Here is a 21,686-nt window from a genome sequence, read left to right on the forward strand (position 1 = left end):
TCCTACTGAATCAAAGTGTCGATAAGCACGTCCACTTGCTTCTGTTGCTGCTGGTCAATCACACCAGACTGTCCTTGTAATTCGCCGCTGGCAATGGCGACATCACCATCTTTGGAGATACGAGCGATGATTTGCACTTGCTCAAATTGAGCCAATGTTAATTCCGCCATCATCGCATCCGCTTGCGATAATGTCACCGTCATTGGCAATGAAAATTCAGAAAAACGCTTTACTGCCAGAGGCATAGGTGGCCCGGAAGCAGCTTTAGCATAGACAAACAAAATCGCTTGATGGGGGATGCGATCTTTAACTTTATCGGCCAGCGCGACAGCAACCGTTATTTCCTCGCCGGAGCTTTGCTGCGATTGGCTAATGCGTTGCTCGATTTCATCGATGCGCTGCGCCACCATGGCATAACGCGGGTCGTCTTGACGCATGGACGATAAAATAAGCTCAAAGGCACTTTTTGCTTCAAGCCAATCTTGGCGCTCGTAGGCTATCAGCGCCAACATGGAAATCGCATCCATGTTTTGCGGCTGCTGCTGCAACACTTGCGAGAGTAACTTTGCTGCCTGCGTCATACTGCTGTCGTTACCCCGTACCAACAGCGCTTGTGCGTAGCTGACTTTAGCGCCTAAGTTGTCTGGGTCCATGGCCAATACTTTATCAAAAGCTTGAGTGGCCATTTCAAACTCGTCCAGAGTCATAGCAACGCGTCCTAACATCAGCCAGGCAACGGCATCATCGCCATCTTGTGCCAAGCGGGTACGAAGCCCGAGTAATAACGCTTGTCGCTCGTTGGCCGACAATGGTTCACCTTTGCCCATCACCGCACGCTCACCTAACTCAGGCAGTTGTTCAATAGCCTGCTCCCAGCTCTTTAGCTGCTGATAACTGCCAGTAAAGTAGTAAAACACGCCACTGAGGACCATCACAAAGAGCACCCCTGTTAGCGCCAAAATACGGTTATTACCTCGGCCATGTAGCTGTTGTTCAGGTGATAAATCATTCAGCAAACGACGCTTCAGCTCAACCATGGACTCGTCAAAACTGCTTTGTGAGATGCGCTCCATGGCGAGTTCGTCTGCAAGCTCTTGCTGACGTTGATTGAAAATGTCGATACGCTGCGCATTCACGCCTGAATTACTCTGTGCCTGAAAACGTCGAAAAAACGGCCAGCAGACAAACGCTAAAGCAATAATAATCAGGGCAGCAAAGCCCCCCCACATAGTAAGCATTACGCTGACTCCTTACGCTGATATTGCTTGATAAGTTGCTGCAGTTTTTGCTCATCGGCCGCTGACCAACTTGCTTTTTGCGCCGCTTTCTTTTGCCGTAAAACAATAAAAGCTAAGCCTGCAATAACGATCAGCCCTGGCAAGATCCATAATAAAATGGTCGCTGGGGTGACTGGCGGCTGATAGTGCACAAAGTAACCGTAACGATCGATCATATAATCAATCACTTGGTCTTTATTTTGACCCTCTTTAACGAGCTCTTCGACTTTATCGCGTAAATCTTTGGCCACCACGGCATCAGAGTCAGCGATGTTTTGATTTTGGCACTTTGGACAGCGTAGCTCTTTGGTTAGCTCTGAAAACAGCTGTGCCTGGTCGTCATTAGCAAAATCGTACTTTTCCTCCACAGCAAGTGCTGGCAGCGCCAACATCAGTACTATGGCTAATAGTAAATATCTCATTGCGCCTCCTGCATTAAGGGTGCGAACTTAGCGCGCCACACACGTTGGTTAATGTCGCCGGTATGATGCACAAGCACTTTCCCCTCGCTATTAATTAGGAAGGTTTCGGGCGCACCTGAAACGCCTAAATCAAGAAGAAATTGGCGATCTAGATCAAGCATGTTGAATTGATATGGGTCGCCTGCTCGGGCCAACATATCACGCACTTCTTGCTGCAAAGCAGCGAGGTTAAATTGACCGTCAAAATCAGGATCGTAGCCTTGCTCATAATACAAACCAACAATACTAACTCCCTGCTCGCGTAACTCGGTCAAATAACCCAGCTCCGCCAAGCAGGTAGGACACCAAGTGCCCCAAACGTTGAGTAAATAGGTTTGCCCTTGCAGGTCGGCATTGGTCCAGCGTTTATCTGGATCCATGAGATCAGGCAAGTCAAAGGCCGGCAAAGGCTGATTCACGCGACCGCTTTGTAATTCGCGCGGATCCGAAAAAAGGCCTTTGAGTAAAAAACCGCATAACAGCACGAAAACTAATAACGGCGTAATCACTATCCACTTTTTACTCATGACTGACCTTCCTTACGCACGCGACGGCGATAGCGTCTATCGAACAACACAACAAACCCAGCTAAGGAGATTAATATCCCACCTAGCCACATTACCCGCACATAAGGTTTATGGTACAAGCGTAAAGACCATGCGTTACCGCTTAATTGCTCACCAAGGGCCAGGTATAAATCGCGGGTAAAACCTGGGTCAACCGCAGCCTCGGTCATAAACTGCATGCCGATGTCATAGCGGCGTTTTTCTGCATGTAATACGGCTTCCACTTCATCGCCATCAAACACAGTGACAACGCCAGCGTGACCACTGTAATTGGGGCCGCGAATGGCTTTAACACCATCAAAACGGAATTCATAGCCACCTAAGGCAACTTGCTCACCGGGCTCAACGCGCACGTCTCGTTCGGTGGAATAAGCCGATGTTAGGGTGACCGAGATCACGACTAAGGCAAGACCGACATGGCCTAGCAGCATCGCCCAATAGCTCAAACCGAGGCGCTTAATGCCAGTGGCCACACTGTTGGCTTGTGACACTTTTAATAATAGGTCTTGGGCGCTCATGATTAACACCCACACTCCAAGGCCGGTGGCCAGTAGCGTCAAGGCACTGACGTTATCGAAGCTGCTATACAGCCACACCGGTGTCGCGATCAGTGTCAGGACTAGCCCAAGGCCATACTTACGTGCCACTTGGCTAAACTTATTCTGCTTCCAGCGTAGCAGTGGTGCGGCGCCTAATAACAAGGCAAAAGGCACGATTAAATAACTGAACATCTGATTGAAGAACGGTTCACCGATGGAAATAGACCCAAGGCCGAGCTCCTTGTGCACCATAGGGAGCAACGTGCCAAGCAGGACAATAAGGGTTGCCACCACCAGTAAAATATTGTTTAGCCACAGTGCCACTTCACGGGAGAATAGGCTATAACGTCCCTCACTTTGTACCTGCCCTGCACGCAGAGCATACAGCAACAAGCCGCCACCGACGACGATGGCTAAAAACGCCAAAATAAACATACCGCGATCTGGGTCTGACGCGAACGCGTGCACCGAGACGATGATCCCTGAACGCACGATAAAGGTACCTAGTAAACTCAGCGAGAACGCTGCGATAGCCAATAGCACAGTCCATGACTTAAAGATGCCACGTTTTTCCGTGGTCGCCAAAGAGTGCAATAATGCGGTGGCCACCAGCCACGGCATCAGTGAGGCGTTTTCTACTGGATCCCAGAACCACCAGCCCCCCCAGCCAAGTTCAGCATAAGCCCACCAGCTACCAATAGTGATACCGAGAGTCAAAAAGCCCCAGGCAGCCATCGTCCAAGGACGAGACCACTTGGCCCACAAATTATCTAGTTGACCGGTCAACAGTGCGGCAATGGCAAATGAGAAAGAGACAGATAAACCCACATAGCCCATATACAGCAATGGCGGGTGAATAATCATGCCAGGGTCTTGCAGCAAAGGATTAAGATCGCGCCCTTCTACTGGAAAGTAAGGTAATAAGCGTTCAAACGGGCTCGACATCAATAAGGTATAAAGCATAAAGCCAACCGCTAAGAACCCAAGTACGCCGAGCACCCGGGCGCGCAGCGGCCATGGTAACGATTTAGACATCAGCGCCACTGCGGCTGTCCACCCTGCTTGCATGACCAGCCATAATAAAATAGCGCCTTCATGGCCACCCCAAGTCGAGGTTATTTTGTAATACCAAGGTAGCGTGCTACTGGAGTGGTAAGCAACGTAGGCGACGGTAAAGTCATCGGTGACACTGGCGTAAATAAGAGCCGCAAAAGAGAGCAGAACAAAAATGAATTGGCCCACAGCCAAAGAAGGAGCTGCACGCATTAACCTGAGATTACCGGTATGCGCGCCCCACAAAGGAAATATAAACAACAGTACACACAGCACCATTGCTAAGGTTAGGGAAAAGTACCCGAGCTCTGGAATCATAATTTAGTTGCCGTAATTGCTATTGTATTTAGGTTTCTCGTGTTTGATGCCCTTCACCGCTTCTGCCACTTCCTCTGGCATGTACTCTTCATCGTGCTTGGCGAGTACCTCAAATGCCTCTACCACATCGCTCTGCACTAAGGTGCCCTGGGCTACGATGCCTTGGCCTTCACGGAATAAGTCCGGCAAGATGCCTTTGTAACGGATGGTGACCATAGGGCCACTGTCAATCAGTTTAAACTCTACAAATAGCGAGTTTTCGTCGCGCTTAACTGAGCCTGGCACCACCATGCCGCCAATCCGTAGTTTTTGGCCAATACTGGGTTTTTCCAAATCTTTACCCTTGCCTTCAATCAGCTCACTGGGGGTATAGAAAAGGTTAATGTTCTCTTGCAACGCATACAGAGTAAGCCCCACCGCCGATGATAAACCGAGCAATAAGGCAATAATGGTGATTAAGCGTTTTTTGCGTCTTGGGTTCATAGTGACGACTCCTGCTGCGAGCGTTTCGCCCTCTCAATACGTTGCTCTCGTGCGCTTTGAGCGGCAACCTGCTTGAGCACGTTACGTTTCTCTAATAGCGAGGTCACTAAAAGCGCAATCAAAATAAATGCACAGCTGCCGAAGGAAAGCCATACATAAAAGCCATACCCACCCATGGCGAGAAATTCAGAAAAACTATTAAACTCCATGTTTTGCTCCTGTGGCGAGTGCTCTCACCCACGGTCGATGTTGTTCACTTTTTAACAGCTCCGTTTTCAAACGGATCAACGTTGCCCAGCCTAAAAAACCAGCAAAAGCGACAATATTAACCATTAACGGCCAAAACATACTTGGGTCGATGGCAGAGGTATCAAATTTGGTAATGGTTGAGCCCTGGTGCAGGGTATTCCACCACTCCACTGAGAAGTGAATAATGGGTAAGTTGACCACTCCGACAAGGGCCAAAATAGACGCTGCCTTGCCTCCAGCACGTTTGTCTTCAAAGGCATGGTACAAAGACAAGACCCCTAGGTATAAAAACAACAGGATGAGCTCTGAGGTTAAGCGTGCATCCCATACCCACCAAGTACCCCACATAGGTTTACCCCACGCGGCGCCGGTCAATAATGCGATCACCGTCATTGCCGCCCCCACCGGGGCTATAGCAATCACCGCCAGTTGGGCATTGCGAATTTGCCATACTAACGCGACGATGGCGGCAATGGCCATCGACGAATAAGCACCCATCGACCAAATAGCCGACGGTACATGAATGAAGATAATGCGATAGCTGTCTTTTTGTTGGTAATCGGCCGGCGCATAAGCCAACCCCCAAACCCAACCTAAGATCATGCATATCACGGTAACCACTGCAAAAAACGGCAACAGTGTGTTACACAGCGTGTAGGCCCGCTCGGCCTTGGCATAGGGATGTAACCACTTCCACATACTAGTTAATACTCACTTTCAATGCTGATGAAACGGCAATAGGCGCAAGCACAATGGCGACGGTAAGAAATGCACCTAAGATTGCGAGCTGACCGCCATAAGCCAACGACATGCTGGCTGTATCAATGGCGGAAGTCGCAAAAATCAATACGGGAATGTACAGCGGTAAGACCAACAAACTGAGTAACACTCCCCCTTTTTGCAAACCCACGGTTAACCCCGCGCCGATCGCCCCGATCAAGCTTAATAATGGAGTACCGATAAGCAACGTTAACAACGTTGCATTGAGGGCCTGCATTTCTAAATTCATTAGTAATGCGAACAGTGGCGTTAATAACACCATTGGCAAGCCTGTAATGGTCCAATGCGCTGCAATTTTTGCCGACACACTGAGCGACAAAGGGAATGGCGACAATAATAACTGCTCCAAAGTACCATCTAGGTAATCATCTCGGAACATTTTATCCAGACCCAACATCGTCGCTAGTAAAGCAGCGACCCAAATAATACCCGGCGCCATGCGTGCCAATAAGTTTGGCTCAGGACCCACGCCAAGTGGGAACAGTGTAATCACGATTAAGAAAAACAGCAGCGGATTAACAATATCGCTGCGCTGGCGAAAGGCAAGACGCACATCTTTTTTATATACGCTGGCCCAAACTCGCCAGTAGGAGTGCTGCTGAATCATTAAATGCGATACTCCAACTGCAACTTACTGAGGTGAGAAAAGTGCGCGGTCAAGTCTTGGTGACTGGTGAGTAAAATCGCCCCTTGTTGGGCTAAATGCTGAGCGAAACGCTGTTGCAATAATGCCACACCTTTTTTATCTACGGCAGTGAATGGCTCGTCTAAAAACCACAGTTTGGCATCATTGAGCCACAACCGAGCCAAGGCGACACGGCGCTGTTGGCCAGCTGATAATTGCCGCACCGGAACATCTTCTAGTCCTACTAAGCCAAGATTGCTCAGCACGTCATAAATATTGAGGTCGGTTTTCAGTCCGTGAGTATCAAGCCAGAACTGACAATTTTCCAATGCATTTAACTGTGTGTTTACACCTGTTTTATGGCCAATAAACAACACTTGTTGCGCATAGTTTTCGTAGTCACGGCGAATACACTTTTGCATAAAGCGTACTTGCCCTTGCATAGGCTCTGAAAAGCCCGCCAAAATGCGCAATAAAGAGGTTTTCCCAGCCCCATTAGGCCCCTCTAACTGCATGATCTCCCCAGCGTTTATTGAAAAGCTAAGGTCTTCAAACAGGCATCGCTCTTGCTTAATGCAAGTGACTGCGTCAACGTGTAACACGAACAGACATTCTCAGTGCTTAAAATTGGGCGATAGTCTACCATAATGCTATGCTAATGCGAAAAATTGCGGGCAAAACTTTGATCTTGTTTCGGGGGTAATATGTCGGGCCCATCTGCCCCTTTAATTCATCACACACAAACGCTGAGCATCGCTGGCGATACGCAGCAGGCTAGGACACTCACGCTGCCCACTGAGCAGCCCTTGGCGGTTAAAAATGTTCATATCAGCGCTGACAAAGCAACAATGCAAGTTCAGCTGCAAGGTCAATGGCGGACCCTCGAAGTTCCCTTGCAATCACCGCCAAAGGGGCCGCTACCATTGACTATTGAGCAAGGCACCGTGCAACTTAATGCTCAAGGACAACTGCAATTAACGCCCAGCAAAACCTCGCTACCGCTTAGCTCCGCTCAGGATATAATGCGTTTGCTTGGCGCAGCCTTAACCAATGGTCAGGGCCAAGTTGTGAGCCCAACGCGTTTGGCACTAACAGTGCAATTAACTGATAAAGCAGCATTATCAATACCGGCGCTTAATGCCAGTTTGCATCTAAATAAATCCAGTGCCGAGATAATTAACGCTCAGCCATCGCCGACATCCTTGATCGTTCAGTTAGTGAAAGGAAAGATACAGGCCCACTTACCGCTTAGTGGAGGGAGCCAATTACCACTGCCGATGAGCCAACAAAAGCTCGTTGCCATGCTGCTAAAGACGCCGATGAACTTGCAGTTGCTACCACGTCCCGATGGTAAGCATGCTCAGCTCAACCTGGTCGGTGGCCAAGCGAATAAAGCCATATTGACCTTGCCGATAAACCGAACCGTATCGGCTCAACTGCCAACTCAGGGCCTCACAACAAGCCTGGGGGTAGCGCCAACATCACCTGCGTTACAACTCAAACTGCAATTACCGCGTATCGACTTACACGTTGCCCGCCCACAAGTGATTGTGGGCACTCAAAGCACCGCCACGGCCTCCCCGGCAACACAGCAACTCGGTGATAGGCCGGTAATAGACAACAAAGCAAACACCTCGTTATGGCAGCATGCTAAGCAACAATTACAGTCTTGGCAGCAAGGGCGAAGTGCGCCAAGTATCAATTCACTCGCAAGTGCTCAGCAGTTATTACAAAGTACTGCAAAGCCACTGCTTAGTACGGTGCTATTTGATACGCCGAAAAAGCTTGAACCGGTGTCTCTCAGCGCCTTTAATGGCGCGGCAAGACACAACGCCATGGGGCAACCATTAAGCCCGGGCGTTGAGGTGAGCGCCTTGCTTAATACCCTTCGCAGTCAGTCGCCGCTATTAGCATTAACCGCACAGATGCAACACACGGTAAAAGCAACCTTGGTGTCTGGGGCTGCTACAGAAACGGTATCAGGGGCACAGCAAGTACTCTCCTTGCCTCTCAGTAAGGCGTTAATGGCACCACTAATAAAGCCTTATACAGCACAGCATAGCTTGACCCATCACCTTGCCAATCTAGACACTCTGGTGCAAAACGCGCCTAAAGAGCTACAGCAACTCGTCAATCAAGCTTTTAGTAAAATGGTTGGACCGCATACCCCGGCAGCCAACACAGTCAATCAGTTGCAAGCCCAATTGCAGCCTTGGTCACAGCCTGTTAGCCAATACCGTGCAAGCGTCACAGCTCAAATCGATACTCTTTTGCTATCACTGTTGGGCGCTCAGAGCCTGCAACAGCTGCCAAGCACGATGGCGACTCACAGCCAAAGCGCCTTGATGCCACTGATAAACCTACTTTTAGCTCAAACACCGCAAGCGCCAGCTTCTGCTGCTGAGCAAGTATTGCAACAGCTGCAAAGTGCGGGGGCGCAAGCATTAGGCGGCGATTTGGCAGCCATTAAACAAAGTATGACGCCACAGTCCAGCGCTCCACAATTAACAACGCAACAAGATTCTAACCCTTTGGTACAGCTGTTTTTACCTATGCGTTTGCCACCCGAGGCAGGACAAACGCAGCTAAGTATTTGTCGCTACAAAGAAAAGAGCCAACAAGGTAAAGGCGAAGACGTGTGGTTTGTGCGTATGCAATTTGACTACCCGAAATTGGGAGAGCTCAGTGTGCAGGCGCACTTGTGTAAGCAAACCCTCAATTGTGAACTTCGCGCCAGCTCTCAGGCTTTGCACCACCTTGCTAACGAACACAGTGAAACACTAAGACGCAAGCTGCAAAGTCACGGCCTCGGCGTTGCGCCCATTAAGGTTGAGCAGGTGAGTGAGCAACAAGTACAACAGTGGCGGCAGTTTTATCGCCGTCATAGTATCGTTAATTTAAAGGTGTAGTATGACAGCATCAACCCAACGCAGTGCCATTGGATTGCTCTACGAGCATGGCAGTGCACCAACCGTGTCGAGCAAAGGGTTTGGCGAGTTAGCCGAGCACATTATCGAAGCAGCGCAAGAACAAGGCATTTTAATTCACCAAGATGCTGATTTAGCGAAGACCTTAGAAAAGCTCGATCAAGGCCAAGAAATCCCCAAAGAGCTTTATTATGTGATTGCTGAGCTTATTGCCTTTTCCTATGTATTACGTGGTAAGTTTCCACCTGGATGGCAGAACTTTAGCAATAAGCTCAATGTGAAAGCTTAATTTTTCTGATGCAATGAGAACAGTAACTCAGCTTCTGCCCGAGGTAGCTCACATTCGCTCATGACTTCTTCCATGGGCGCACCTAGCTCAATCATTTTTACTGCTCGAGAGTAGATTCGTGCTTGCGGGTCTGCTTCACGAATAGTGTCTTGCTGTTGCGCCACTTCTTCGGTGCGCTGTTGAATTTGGCCAATACGGTTGCTCATATTTTCCAATGCTGTGCGCAACTCACTGACCTCCGCACGCAAAATTTGCGTTTGTGATGACGCCTGTTTTTCAGTGTCCATGTTTTGTCGCAGTGCCCGCATTTGCCGCGCTAATTGCGACGTACGTAACCACAACACTATTACTAAAACCGCCAGCAATAACACTATGCTAGCGGCTATCATATACAGCAGATTCGGGTCTTTCATTACTTAGATATTACTTAACTCGTCCCACTCTTCGTCACTGAGTAGTTTGTTTAGATCCACCAAAATCAGTAACTCACCGTCACGGTTTGAGACCCCTTGGATAAACTTAGCACTCTCTTCTGTGCCAATGTTGGGCGCACTGTCGATTTCAGAGCTGCGCAGGTACACCACCTCAGCGACCGAGTCGACCAAAATACCAATAACCTGCTTTTCCGCTTCGATAATCACAATACGAGAGTTGTCTGTGACTTCAGCGTCAACCAACCCAAAGCGTGAACGGGTATCAATCACGGTAACCACGTTGCCTCGCAAGTTAATAATACCCAGGACATAACTGGGTGCACCGGGCACGGGCGCGATCTCGGTATAACGAAGTACTTCTTGTACCTGCATCACATTGATACCATAGGTTTCTTCCTCTAACCGGAAGGTGACCCATTGCAGTACCTCATCACTGCTGTCTACATCTTTCGCTGATACTATTCTTTCTTCGCTCATACTTAGCTCCATAACGCCGTCTGTCATGAATCGGCCTTGGTTACCAATTAGTTTGTGCCTGATTACTCAGCCTGACTGTCTAACCCTTGCTCTAAAAGCAGTTGCAGGTTATCCACATCAATTAAAGCACACATTTTTTCTTTTATAACCCCAGCAAGCCACGGACGCTTACCATGGCTTTGTCGCCACTTTACGTCTTCACTTTTCAAGGTTACGTTGTTGATCAAATTCTCAGCGGCTAATCCCCACTGAGATTCTCCAAGCATTATCACATACTTATAGTTTAATGCCTGTTCCAAGTTTTTGTCATATTTTTCTGGCATTACCCAGCGGGCGGTGTCCACAAGGCTGACTTTTTCATCGCGGTTTAACATCACCCCTTTAAACCAAGGTGGTTTCCCGAATAATTGGTTTACTTCACCAATCTGGTGAATACCACCGAGAGATTTCAGAGGCACTGCTAATAGCAAACCAGCCACGTCAAAAAACAGCGCCTGAAACTCGCCCTGCATATATTCTTCTCGCGCCGCCTGTGGCGCGCGCAGCTTAGTGCCTGAGGATGCAGGTTTTGCCTTATTAATTGCCCGAGCAATATCCTCAACGTGCGTGCTGGATTGCTGTTGCTGTTGCTGTTGCTGTTGCTGTTGCTGTTGCTGTTGCTGTTGCTGTTGCTGTTGCTGTTGCTGTTGCTGTTGCTGTTGCTGTTGCTGTTGCTGTTGCTGTTGCTGTTGCTGTTGCTGTTGCTCGCGAGCCTGTGCTTGCTGCTCTGCCTGCGCAAGTAACTTTTCAAGTGGCTCAAGTTTATTTGCCTGAGGGGATTCAGTGATGACCGGCTTAGCTACCCGCCTAGGCTCTGCTTCTTCTTTAAGTAGCGCGCTGAGGTACTCCTTCATCACCTTTTCATTAGGACCACTCATGCATCCACCTGCTTGTTTTGCAAATAGTCTAAGAGCGCACGGTAGGCTTGTACGCCTCGCGCCTTAGCACAGTGCTTACTAGGCACCTGCTGCGCAAGGCTGGCATCGCGAAACTTGGTATCAATGGGGATCACACCCGGCCAAACACTGTCATGATACGTAGCGCGCAGTTTTTTGTATGCATCCAAAGAGGCATTAGTGCGCTTATCATACATAGTCGCGACCACCGTGTATTGATAGCTATAGGTTTGTGCACTCTGCTGCATCAACTCCATCGTGCGCATCATGCGATCTAGTCCTTTGAGCGCAAGAAACTCAGTTTGCACAGGTATGAGCACGCGCTCGCTTGCTGCCAACGCGTTCACCATTAACACCCCAAGTACCGGCGGGCAATCGAGAATGGCATAGTCATAATGTTCGCTGATTTTCGCTAATACCTTTTTAAGTATTAACCCCATGCCGTTTTTATTACCCATGCTTCTATCAAGCGTGGCGATGGCCATGGTAGCCGGCAGAATATCAATATTTTCGACACCGGATGGACACAGCGATTGCAGTATTTCCTCACTCGCCATATTTTTACCGCGAGTGAAAACATCGTAAGCACTCACTTCGATGGCCTCTGAATCAATACCAAAATAGTAGGTAAGCGACGCGTGAGGGTCGGTATCAATTAATAAGACACGCTTTCCTTGTTCAGCCAATAGACCGCCTAAAGACACCGTTGTGGTGGTTTTACCCACCCCGCCTTTTTGGTTCGCGACCGTCCATACCTTCATTATTGCTGTTCCTCATTGCGCGTCGTAATACGAATACCGCCATGGGGTAGTTGTATTATTTTTATTGTATTGTCAGTGCTTGGCAGCTCTTGCTCCACTGCGGGCTCAACTGATTCAACGGCACTGTCTTGTTGCCGGGCCTCTTGCAGTGGCAAGGCAAACTTTGAAATTGCGATGACCACTTTACGATTTTGCGCCCGCCCTTGGGCAGTATCATTGTCAGCAAAAGGGGTGTACTGCCCATACCCTTCCAACGCCATTCGCGCAGGGTTTATGCCCAGGGTTTGCAACTCTTTGACTACCGCCGCTGCACGTGCCGCTGATAACTGCCAATTGGAGCGAAACATTTCGTTATTGATACTGCGGTCATCGGTATAGCCACGCACACGCAAGTAATTGCGCATTGGCGAAATGATCTCAGCAATACGAGCCACCACTTGTTCGGCGCGATTCGTCACTGTGGCGCTGGCGCTCGGAAAAAGCAGCCCCGAACTCATCTCAATAGTAAGCCAGTTCTCATTCAGTTGGAGCTGTGCATCACCTTGGCGAATTTCATTAAGCAAAGTGCCAGTTAACTTATCTAACAAAGTTTCTAAAGGCTCTCCGAGCTCTTTTTGCTCGATAAGACTCACGTCTGCTTGCTCTGGAATCAACTTTGAGCCACGAATAGGCTCTTTGACAATACTCTCACCTTCTAACACATTGTCATTGACGGGCAGTGGTTGTTGCAACACACCGTCTCCTGTGGATTGCTGCTGCTCAGTTAATATGGGTTGAGTCACTTGGGTAGCACGGTCAAAAAATTGCTCCAAAGTCTGCGAGAAAATAGCAAACTCTTCGTCTTTTTTATTGATAGCAATCGCGTACATGACCACGAACAAGGCGAACATAATGGTCATATAGTCAGCGTAAGAAACGAGCCAACGGTGGGTGTGTTGCGACTCCTTTACATGACCTCGGCGGTGACGAATACGCATCATATTAGTACCCTGCACTAACATGGCGCTCAGCGCAGTAAGCCTCGAGTTTCAACTCTATATTTGCGGGCGTCTCTCCCTGCTGCATTGCCATGATGCCCTCAGCGATGAGCTCATGATAGAGCATTTTTTCTTCAATCACTTGCTTTAGCTTGTTGGCAACGGGCAGGAATAACAAGTTGGCAAAGCCCACGCCATAAATCGTGGCCAAAAATGCGGTGGCGACCCCAGCACCCAATTTATCGGGCTCACTAATGTATGCCATCGCCTGAATGAGCCCGAGCACAGCCCCTAAAATACCAATGGTCGGCGCATATCCTCCCATGGCCTCGTAAACCCGAGCTGCATCTAGCAACCGCTCGCGCTCTAACATAAGCTCGATTTCTAGGGTGTCACGTAAGCGCTGCTCATGAGAGCCATCAATCAGCAAGCTTAAGCCTTTAGCCGCATAAGGGTCTTCACTTACGAGTGCTTGTTCCTCAAGAGCCAGGTACCCTTTTTGACGTGCGGTACTGGCCCACGATTTAATTTGCTCAATCCCAGCTTGGGTATCATAAAACGGGGGAACAAATACCCACTTAAAGACTCCCAAGGCCTTTTTGAAGGTCGCTAGTTGCGATTGCAACATCACGGCACCTAAAGTGCCGCCAAGGACAATGATCAGTGCCGGTCCATCAATTAGCCCTGAAACCATACCGCCCTCGAGGCTATAGCCTAAGGTAATGGCGATAATGGCAACAGCAAGGCCAATTATGGAAAGTTTATCCACAGCCGACTTCCTTGAGTAAATGCGCGGCAACATCGTCAAGAGCCACTTGGTGGTCATGCAAACCGGCACTGGCTATCGCTTGCGGCATGCCATACACAACACAAGACTGCTCGTCCTGCGCCCAAACCCGTGAGCCTGATTGTTTGAGCATCCGCGCACCTTCACGACCATCAGCGCCCATCCCGGTCAGCACAATGGCTAATACATCACCGCCAAATGCTTTTGCGCTACTGGCAAAAGTAACATCAACACTGGGTTTATAAGTAATTCTTGGGTTGTCGTCTTGAAATACCTTCAGAGTTTGCTGTTGAGCCCGGCCATCAAACATCATTTGCTGACCACCTGGTGCAAGATACGCCGTTCCAGGTTGCAAACGGTCTCCCTGTTGCGCTTCTTTTACCTTGATTTTGCAAAGGTTATTCAAGCGCTGCGCAAACGCAGGAGTAAATGCGGCCGGCATATGCTGGATAAGCAAAATAGGATGAGGAAAATTGGCTGGCAGCTTGGTCAGAATCGTTTGCAGTGCCACAGGCCCCCCGGTAGAGGTGCCAATAGCCACCAACTTGTACTTTTTGCCGCTGGGCTTGAATTGGCTAGCGCTTTGAGGCCGAGTCGAAGCTCCTTGGTTAAAGCTTCTATCAGGTTGCGCTGAACTGCGTGTGGTGACACTGGGGCGCGCTGGTGACGATGCCGTTGTCGAGGTCGTTGGGCGATTAAAACGCGAAAGACGACGACGTCCTAGCTCGCGCACCTTTTGTCGAAGTATCTCAATCGCATCTTGGTTGTTGCGCGCGATGTCTTCAAACTTTTTCGGTAAGAAATCCAATGCCCCGGCATCAAGTGCATCCAGTGTGGCACTGGCTCCTTCACGCGTCAGTGAGGAAAACATAAGAATAGGTGTTGGCGATTTCGCCATGATTTGTTTCACCGCAGAAATACCATCTAACACTGGCATTTCCACATCCATGGTGATCACATCTGGGCGTAACTTAACTGCTTTTTCCACTGCATCGGCGCCATTGACAGCTGCATCAATGACTTCGATATTGGCATCACCTTCAAGAATTTCAGTAACCCGGCGACGAAAAAAGCTTGAGTCGTCAACTATTAGAACTTTGACAGCCATTTAATACTCGATTTTAGTTAACGCTGGAGCGCCCAGCGTAATGTTTTAGCATGCTTGGCACGTCTAGAATTAAGGCTATGCCACCGTCTGAGGTAATTGTCGCCCCGGCCATACCTGGTGTGCCTTGCAGCAACGCATCCAGAGGCTTTATGACTACTTCCTCTTGACCAATCAGCGAATCCACCACAAAGCCGACCTTTTTAGTACCAATTTGAACGATGACGACATGGCCTTCGGCTTTACGTTGGGTGCGGTCCGCACCTTTGACTAACCAATGCTCTAAATAAAATAGTGGTACAGCTTTTTCACGCACAATAATGGTGAGCTGGCCATCAACAATGTTAGTTTTGGTCAAATCAAGGTGGAAAATCTCACTAACAGCCGCCAATGGCAGAGCAAAGGTTTGTTCACCAACAATCACCATCAGCGTTGGCAAAATAGCAAGCGTCAGCGGTACTTTGATATCTAGACGGGTACCAATACCGAGCTGTGAGTCGATATTAATGGTGCCGTTAAGCTGGCTGATCTTGGTTTTCACCACATCCATACCCACACCACGCCCAGAAATATCAGAAATTTCCTCTTTGGTGGAGAATCCAGGGGCAAAAATAAGGTTATAGGCTTCCGTGTCACTCAACCGGGCGGCCTGGTCGTGATCAATAACCCCTTTGCTAATAGCGATTTTTTTCAGTTTTTCGGCATCCATCCCTGCGCCATCATCGTGGATGCTCAGGAGAATGTGGTCGCCTTCTTGAGAAGCCGATAAGCGCACCGTACCGGTGCGAGGTTTACCTGCTGCTTCTCGAACATCAGGCATCTCAATACCATGGTCCACTGAGTTACGTACTAAGTGCACGAGTGGGTCAGCTAGGGCTTCGACAAGGTTTTTATCTAAATCAGTCTCTTCCCCTTCAAGGACCAAGGAAATATCTTTTTGTAAGCTGCGGGCAAGGTCACGTACCACACGTGGGAAGCGGCCAAATACTTTCTTAATTGGCTGCATCCGAGTTGCCATCACCGCACCTTGTAGGTCGGCGGTGACCACGTCAAGATTTGAGATAGCCTTACCCATAGCTTCACTGTTGTTATTATTCGCTAAGGTAATAAGACGATTACGTACCAATACCAGCTCACCCACCATATTCATGATCTGGTCTAGTCGTTTGGTATCGACGCGCACTGTCGTTTCTGCTTGTGGCGGTGGCGCGGCTTTAGGTGCCGGTTTTTTGGCATCACCACTGCTAGGCGGGGTGCTCCCCTTCGCCGTACTCGGCGCTGGTTTTGCGGCCGCTGGCGCTTTACTAGGCGCTGGCGTTGCCGGCGGTGTGTCTTTAGCTTTACTTTGGCTTACTGGCGCCGCAGGCTTTTCAACCGGCGCTGGCGAAGCTTCTGCAGAGCTTGCTTTAGGCGCATTGCCTTTGCCGTGCAGCTCATCAAGCAGCGCATCAAATTCATCTTCGGTAATGTCTTCATCACCACCACTGGCCGACTCTGATTCGCCCGGTGTAGTCGGTACACTCTGCTGCGCAGCTCCTTGCTCTTCGACGCTCGGCGTGGAGCCATTATCGCTAATGGCACCAAAGCTGCCTGCTCCATGTAATTCGTCTAGTAGCGAGTCGAACTCATCATCGGTAATATCTTCATCATTACCGGATGTCCCAGCATCCGCTGACCCTTCACCCACAGACGGGCCTTTGCCTTGGCCGTGCAATTCATCCAGCAAACTTTCGAATTCATCTTCGGTGATTTCGTCAATCGCTTCGCCTTCGTCACTGTCAGCACTTGGCGCATCGAACAAAATATCATCGCCAAAATCATCGGCCCCTGATGCGACATTTTCAGGCACAGGTTCGGGTTCAACAACAGGTTCACTCGGAGTTGCGGCAGGTTCAGGCACAGCAATAGGTGCCTCATCTTCGGATTCAGGTTCGCTCAGTTTATGCAATACGGCAAGTAACTCAGGGTCTGCAGGTTGCGGCTGCTCTCGTGCTTGAATAAGCGCAAACATGTCGTTAATTGTATCGAGCGCTTGCAGGATCACGTCCATCAGTTCAGAAGTAACCTGGCGCTTACCTTGGCGCAGAATATCAAACACATTCTCAGCACCATGACAGGCATCCACCAGCTCATTCATGCCAAGGAACCCAGCTCCCCCTTTAACAGTGTGGAAGCCCCGGAAGATAGCGTTGAGCAAGTCTTTATCATCAGGGTTATTTTCAAGCTCTACTAACTGCTCAGAGAGCTGCTCCAATATCTCACCTGCTTCGACTAAAAAGTCCTGTAAAATATCTTCATCTACTTCAAAGCTCATGCAGCCGCTCTCCTCTTTAGAAGCCTAAACTAGACAACAAGTCGTCTACTTCATCTTGGCCTGAGACCACGTCATCACGTGATTCTGTGTCTATAATTGGCCCTTCTGGACCTTCTGCGTTCACAGCTGGTTTTGCTTTTTGTTGTTCAACCACCGGTTCTTCACCTTCGTTGCCCGCAAACACAGTTAATAAATTAATAAGGCTGTCTTCTACCTCGCGCACCAGCTCGATTACGCGGCGAATTACTTGCCCTGTTAAATCTTGGTAGTCTTGCGCCATCAGCACATTGTTAAGAAGGTCGTGCAGCTCCACTGTGCTGCCTTGAGAGCGGTTCATAAAGCTATCAAGCTGATGACACAACTGCTTGAACTCACCTAATTCGAGATCGCGACGCATCAATTTATCCCAAATGGGTTTAATTTGATGTAGTTCAGTGGATAGCTGCTCAGCGATGGGCAAACTGGCTTCCACGGCATCCATGGTTTTATTTGCCGCCTGCTCGGTCATTTCCATCACGTAATTAAGACGCTGCTTAGCATCGGGAATGGCTTCTTGCGTGAGGTCGTTCAAGCGCGTATCGAGTTGGAAATTCTTCAACGACTCGTGAAGTTGCCGCGTCAACTTGCCAACCTCAGCAAACAGTTCGGACTGTTCCTTGGAGGCAGCATCGAGGATCAGCTGATCGGCTTTCTCCTGCTCACCTTGCTCAAGAAACGATACAAGCTGTTTGGCTTGCTCTAGGGTAATGTGAGGTGCAGCGGGAGCTGACATAAACCTCTCCTTCTCGGTTAACCTAAGCGCTCAAATACTTTATCCAGCTTGGTTTTTAATGTAGCTGCGGTAAAGGGCTTAACGATGTAACCGTTCACGCCAGCTTGGGCAGCGGCAATGATTTGTTCCTTCTTCGCCTCTGCAGTTACCATCAGTACTGGAATGTGCTTTAAGCTGTCGTCGGCGCGAATTGCACGGAGCAAATCGATACCCTGCATACCTGGCATGTTCCAATCGGTAACCACAAAGTCAAACTCTTGGTTTTGCAACATGGGCAGCGCGGTACTACCATCGTCCGCTTCTTGCACGTTGGTAAAGCCTAAATCACGCAATAGGTTTTTAATGATTCTTCTCATAGTGGAAAAGTCATCGACCACGAGAATTTTCATGTTTTTATCCAAAGTATCCTCCAGTGAGGTATGAACCTTTATTCTTACTACTAATTGACCCAGTCATTGACTTTCGCTTTGAGCTTAATCATTGCCTGACCATGTATCTGACTCACACGGGACTCACTTACGTCCAGTATTTGCCCAATTTCTTTTAAATTCATTTCATCGTTATAGTACAACGATAATACCAATGCATCACGCTCGGGGAGAGAATTAATTGCCGCTACTAATGCTTGGTTAAAGCGTTCGTTGTGAACGCTGGTGTAGGGCCGCCCCGTTTGAGATTGTTCACTGCTCGGGGTGAGTACATCTTCATCGACACCTAAGTCTTCGATACCGAGCACTTTAGAGCAATTAACATCGTTTAAAATATGATGGTATTCATCGAGCGAAATATCAAGTTTTTCAGCTACTTCAACATCCTTTGGTTCCCGACCCAGGGAGGTTTCCAATTCATGTACAGCGGTAGCTACAGCGCGGCTATTGCGATGTACCGATCGTGGAGCCCAATCTCCCCGTCGTACTTCATCAAGCATCGCACCACGAATACGAATACCAGCAAACGTCTCAAAGCTGGCGCCTTTACTGGCGTCAAAGGTCTTTGATGCCTCTATGAGGCCAATCATGCCGGACTGAATGAGATCATCGAGCTGCACACTCGCTGGCAGTCGAGCCAGCAAATGACATGCGACACGCTTGACCAGCGCGGCATGGCGCTCGACCAGAGTGTTTAATTGTAATTGATCTTGATATCCAGCCACTTTATTCATAAATCCGAACAACAGTTAATTATTGACCAGCTTTTCAATGAAGAACTCCAAATGCCCCGATGGTTGATTAGGGGTTGGCCATTTTAGTGCCTTGCCAGCGAGACTTTTCAGCGATACCGAAGCGGGTGAGTTAGGGAATAACTCCACGACGGCTTTCTGGCGACGCGTTGATTTACGCATGTTTTCATCATAGGGCACGGTGGCCACTAATTCGAGCGCCACATCTAAAAATCGGTCGGTTACTTTGGAGAGTTTGGCAAATAAGTCTTGCCCTTCACGCTGGCTGCGCACCATATTGGCAACGACTTTGAATTTGTATACGCCATGTTCACGACTAAGCACCTTGATCAGCGCATAGGCATCGGTAATCGAGGTTGGCTCATCGCAGACCACCACCACAACGTCTTGCGCAGCACGCGAGAAGCTCAGTACCATATCGGAGATACCGGCGGCGGTGTCGACAATGAGGACATCAAAGTCGTTATCGAGCTCGCTAAACGCACGGATTAAACCTGCATGCTCTGCAGCACTCAGTTCAACCATGCTCTGTGACCCCGATGTTGCCGGCGCAATACGAATGCCCGCAGGCCCAGTTACCAGTATATCGCGCAGTTCGCACTCACCGCTTAGAACATGAGAAAGGTTCTTTTCAACACGCAGACCAAGCATAACGTCACAGTTTGCCAGTCCTAGGTCAGCATCTAACACTAAGACTCGTTTGCCTTGCTGACCCATGGCAATAGCTAAATTCAAAGAGACATTGGTTTTACCGACGCCCCCTTTGCCACCGGTCACGGCGATTACTTTTACGCCTTGGCTATTGTTTTGATTCATTTTTCGAAGGCCACTTGCTTGATCGTGCACTGTGTTAATCATACATTCCTACTGCCTGAGACGCCACTGTTTGGCGCCCTGCTGGTGCCGCTGATTTTTGTGTTTTTTGGCGTTTGATAAACAATTGTTCAGCTTTTCTAACCATTTTTTCTGAGTTAGCAACGCGAATATCTTCTGGAACGCGTTGACCGTTAGTAAGATACCCTATTGGTAAGCGATTTTGAATCGCTACACTAATAATCTCGCCTAAACTTAGACTTTCATCAAGTTTGGTGAAAATACAACCACTTAAGTCAACTTTTTGGAAGTGCCTTACGGTTTCTTGAAGCACTTCATGTTGTGCTGTGGCACTGAGCACTAAATAGCTACGAATATCGACTCGCGTACTACGCATGAGCGTGTTTAATTGCTCACTTAAACGTAAATCGCGCTGGCTCATTCCCGCAGTGTCAATTAATACTAGACGTTTATTGCGTAATTGATAAAGCACATCGGCCAATTCATTGGCATCTTTTACTTGCTTCACAGGGCAACCAATGATGCGTCCATAAGTTGCTAGCTGCTCGTAAGCACCGATACGGTATGTATCCGTGGTGATCAGCGCAACCTTGTCAGCGCCATATTTTTGCGCCCCTAATGCGGCCAGTTTTGCAACCGTTGTGGTTTTGCCTACGCCAGTAGGGCCGACCAACGCATATACGCCGCCATGACGTAAAATCTCATTATTGGTGGTGTGTAGCTGCTTTTGCACCATATCCAAGGCTGCACTCCATGCTTGCTTGCGCGATACGTCGTCTGGTACATAACGCACTAACTGCTCAGCCACTTCAGTGTCGATACCCATGCCCTGCAAGCGCTCGATGAAGCAGGCACGAGTTGGATCGCGGCGCGCTCGGTCCTGATGTAATAGGCCGGATACTTGATGTTCAAGAAGCTGACGAATGGCATTCATCTCATCGCGCATGGCACTGATCTCTTCGCTGTCCATGGCCTCTTGCTGTACAGAATCATTGGGCTGGCGGTGTAGCTCATCAAAACCGTCACCGTCTAAATCATCACCCATGGACTGCGCTGCAGCGCGGGCTTGCGTTGGCTCTGCTAGCGTTGGCTGCGGAGCGTAGTTATTGGCCGGCGCAGCGCGACGCTGAGGCTGCTCAACGGGCTCTTCAGGCGCGCTCATATCAATACCTGATTGCGAAAACATGTCGGCGAGAGCAGCGTTCTTTGGTTTCGGACTCTGACGCTCTAACAACGCCTGCAATGAATCAGCCACACCATTGTGACTTTGTGGCTCAGGACGTTGCGTACGTGTTTGTGGACGTACCATACGCTGCTCAGTGGCGCGCGGCTGCATTTGCTGCTGGGGAGCGCTTTTCGGTGCGGCTGCTGGGCGTTCATGGTCAATAGCAGCAACGATTTCAACGCCATCTGCAAGCTTTTTGTTCGACATGATCACCGCGTCAACACCCAGCTCATCTTTTACTTCTTTCAGTGCTGTACGCATATCTTTAGCAAAAAAGCGTTTGATTTTCATAATATTACCCTCTCACAACCGGCTTTC

Annotated in this window: 24 protein-coding genes; 2 read left to right on the plus strand and 22 right to left on the minus strand. The window is 49.1% G+C overall.

Annotated features, from left to right (window positions below; genetic code table 11):
* Positions 1-2: 2 nt before the first annotated feature.
* Genes ccmI through ccmA form a run of 9 tightly spaced genes read right to left on the minus strand, consistent with a single transcriptional unit; the run spans position 3 to position 6,953 of the window.
* Complete coding sequence (gene ccmI, locus MHM95_RS15110; RefSeq protein WP_152441052.1) at positions 3-1,238, minus strand: c-type cytochrome biogenesis protein CcmI; 1,236 nt, start codon at positions 1,236-1,238, stop codon at positions 3-5.
* Positions 1,238-1,699, minus strand: a complete 462-nt coding sequence (locus MHM95_RS15115) for a cytochrome c-type biogenesis protein (RefSeq protein ID WP_022944764.1) — start codon at positions 1,697-1,699, stop codon at positions 1,238-1,240. Before MHM95_RS15115 ends, ccmI begins: the two co-directional genes overlap by 1 nt.
* On the minus strand, positions 1,696-2,265 hold the full coding sequence (locus tag MHM95_RS15120) for a redoxin family protein (protein WP_045979862.1): 570 nt from the start codon (positions 2,263-2,265) through the stop codon (positions 1,696-1,698). Before MHM95_RS15120 ends, MHM95_RS15115 begins: the two co-directional genes overlap by 4 nt.
* On the minus strand, positions 2,262-4,214 hold the full coding sequence (locus tag MHM95_RS15125) for a heme lyase CcmF/NrfE family subunit (RefSeq protein ID WP_138547556.1): 1,953 nt from the start codon (positions 4,212-4,214) through the stop codon (positions 2,262-2,264). The genes MHM95_RS15120 and MHM95_RS15125 overlap by 4 nt, the downstream gene beginning before the upstream one ends.
* 3 nt (positions 4,215-4,217) lie before the next feature.
* Positions 4,218-4,697: a cytochrome c maturation protein CcmE gene (gene ccmE, locus MHM95_RS15130; protein WP_045979864.1), complete on the minus strand. Its 480-nt coding sequence runs from the start codon at positions 4,695-4,697 to the stop codon at positions 4,218-4,220.
* The gene (gene ccmD / locus MHM95_RS15135; RefSeq protein ID WP_022944768.1) at positions 4,694-4,906 is read right to left on the minus strand and encodes a heme exporter protein CcmD; all 213 of its coding nucleotides are present in this window, start codon (positions 4,904-4,906) and stop codon (positions 4,694-4,696) included. Before ccmD ends, ccmE begins: the two co-directional genes overlap by 4 nt.
* Positions 4,896-5,645 carry a heme ABC transporter permease gene (locus MHM95_RS15140; protein WP_022944769.1) on the minus strand — a complete coding sequence of 250 codons (750 nt, stop codon included), beginning with the start codon at positions 5,643-5,645 and terminating at the stop codon, positions 4,896-4,898. The genes ccmD and MHM95_RS15140 overlap by 11 nt, the downstream gene beginning before the upstream one ends.
* 1 nt (position 5,646) lies before the next feature.
* Positions 5,647-6,333 (minus strand): heme exporter protein CcmB, encoded by a 687-nt coding sequence (gene ccmB, locus MHM95_RS15145; protein WP_022944770.1) that lies wholly within the window; start codon positions 6,331-6,333, stop codon positions 5,647-5,649.
* Positions 6,333-6,953 (minus strand): cytochrome c biogenesis heme-transporting ATPase CcmA, encoded by a 621-nt coding sequence (gene ccmA / locus MHM95_RS15150; RefSeq protein WP_081604405.1) that lies wholly within the window; start codon positions 6,951-6,953, stop codon positions 6,333-6,335. Before ccmA ends, ccmB begins: the two co-directional genes overlap by 1 nt.
* Before the next feature lie 102 nt (positions 6,954-7,055).
* Between ccmA and MHM95_RS15155 the strand changes: the two genes are divergently transcribed.
* Positions 7,056-9,260, plus strand: a complete 2,205-nt coding sequence (locus MHM95_RS15155) for a flagellar hook-length control protein FliK (RefSeq protein WP_239385689.1) — start codon at positions 7,056-7,058, stop codon at positions 9,258-9,260.
* A 1-nt stretch (position 9,261) separates the two neighbouring features.
* Positions 9,262-9,567 (plus strand): EscU/YscU/HrcU family type III secretion system export apparatus switch protein, encoded by a 306-nt coding sequence (locus MHM95_RS15160; protein ID WP_022944773.1) that lies wholly within the window; start codon positions 9,262-9,264, stop codon positions 9,565-9,567.
* On the opposite strand, the gene MHM95_RS15165 is transcribed toward MHM95_RS15160, so the two are convergent.
* The 13 genes from MHM95_RS15165 to flhF all read right to left on the minus strand — a co-directional run bounded on the left by MHM95_RS15165 (position 9,564) and on the right by flhF (position 21,659).
* Positions 9,564-9,980, minus strand: coding sequence for a DUF2802 domain-containing protein (locus MHM95_RS15165; RefSeq protein ID WP_239385690.1), 417 nt, complete (start codon positions 9,978-9,980; stop codon positions 9,564-9,566). The genes MHM95_RS15160 and MHM95_RS15165 overlap by 4 nt on opposite strands.
* Before the next feature lie 3 nt (positions 9,981-9,983).
* Positions 9,984-10,478, minus strand: a complete 495-nt coding sequence (locus MHM95_RS15170; RefSeq protein ID WP_022944775.1) for a chemotaxis protein CheW — start codon at positions 10,476-10,478, stop codon at positions 9,984-9,986.
* Between the two features lie 62 nt (positions 10,479-10,540).
* Positions 10,541-11,395 (minus strand): chemotaxis protein CheW, encoded by an 855-nt coding sequence (locus MHM95_RS15175; RefSeq protein WP_239385691.1) that lies wholly within the window; start codon positions 11,393-11,395, stop codon positions 10,541-10,543.
* Positions 11,392-12,174 (minus strand): ParA family protein, encoded by a 783-nt coding sequence (locus MHM95_RS15180; protein WP_022946899.1) that lies wholly within the window; start codon positions 12,172-12,174, stop codon positions 11,392-11,394. The genes MHM95_RS15175 and MHM95_RS15180 overlap by 4 nt, the downstream gene beginning before the upstream one ends.
* Entirely contained in the window at positions 12,174-13,154 is a 981-nt protein-coding gene (locus tag MHM95_RS15185) for an OmpA family protein (protein WP_151172403.1), read from the minus strand. The genes MHM95_RS15180 and MHM95_RS15185 overlap by 1 nt, the downstream gene beginning before the upstream one ends.
* Before the next feature lies 1 nt (position 13,155).
* Positions 13,156-13,920 carry a flagellar motor protein gene (locus tag MHM95_RS15190; RefSeq protein ID WP_045978608.1) on the minus strand — a complete coding sequence of 255 codons (765 nt, stop codon included), beginning with the start codon at positions 13,918-13,920 and terminating at the stop codon, positions 13,156-13,158.
* Complete coding sequence (locus MHM95_RS15195; RefSeq protein ID WP_022946902.1) at positions 13,913-15,046, minus strand: chemotaxis response regulator protein-glutamate methylesterase; 1,134 nt, start codon at positions 15,044-15,046, stop codon at positions 13,913-13,915. Before MHM95_RS15195 ends, MHM95_RS15190 begins: the two co-directional genes overlap by 8 nt.
* 13 nt (positions 15,047-15,059) lie before the next feature.
* Positions 15,060-17,357 carry a chemotaxis protein CheA gene (locus MHM95_RS15200; RefSeq protein WP_239385692.1) on the minus strand — a complete coding sequence of 766 codons (2,298 nt, stop codon included), beginning with the start codon at positions 17,355-17,357 and terminating at the stop codon, positions 15,060-15,062.
* Positions 17,358-17,373: 16 nt separating this feature from the next.
* Positions 17,374-18,129: a protein phosphatase CheZ gene (locus MHM95_RS15205; RefSeq protein WP_022946904.1), complete on the minus strand. Its 756-nt coding sequence runs from the start codon at positions 18,127-18,129 to the stop codon at positions 17,374-17,376.
* Between the two features lie 17 nt (positions 18,130-18,146).
* A complete protein-coding gene (cheY, locus tag MHM95_RS15210) occupies positions 18,147-18,530 on the minus strand; it encodes a chemotaxis response regulator CheY (RefSeq protein WP_010560568.1) in 384 nt (127 codons plus the stop codon).
* Positions 18,531-18,568: 38 nt separating this feature from the next.
* The gene (locus MHM95_RS15215) at positions 18,569-19,291 is read right to left on the minus strand and encodes an RNA polymerase sigma factor FliA (protein WP_022946905.1); all 723 of its coding nucleotides are present in this window, start codon (positions 19,289-19,291) and stop codon (positions 18,569-18,571) included.
* Between the two features lie 15 nt (positions 19,292-19,306).
* Complete coding sequence (locus MHM95_RS15220) at positions 19,307-20,167, minus strand: MinD/ParA family protein (RefSeq protein WP_022946906.1); 861 nt, start codon at positions 20,165-20,167, stop codon at positions 19,307-19,309.
* Positions 20,160-21,659, minus strand: coding sequence for a flagellar biosynthesis protein FlhF (gene flhF / locus MHM95_RS15225; protein WP_045978605.1), 1,500 nt, complete (start codon positions 21,657-21,659; stop codon positions 20,160-20,162). The genes MHM95_RS15220 and flhF overlap by 8 nt, the downstream gene beginning before the upstream one ends.
* Between the last annotated feature and the right edge of the window lie 27 nt (positions 21,660-21,686).

This window comes from Pseudoalteromonas sp. CnMc7-15 (assembly GCF_022347925.1).
Lineage (GTDB): Bacteria > Pseudomonadota > Gammaproteobacteria > Enterobacterales > Alteromonadaceae > Pseudoalteromonas > Pseudoalteromonas ruthenica.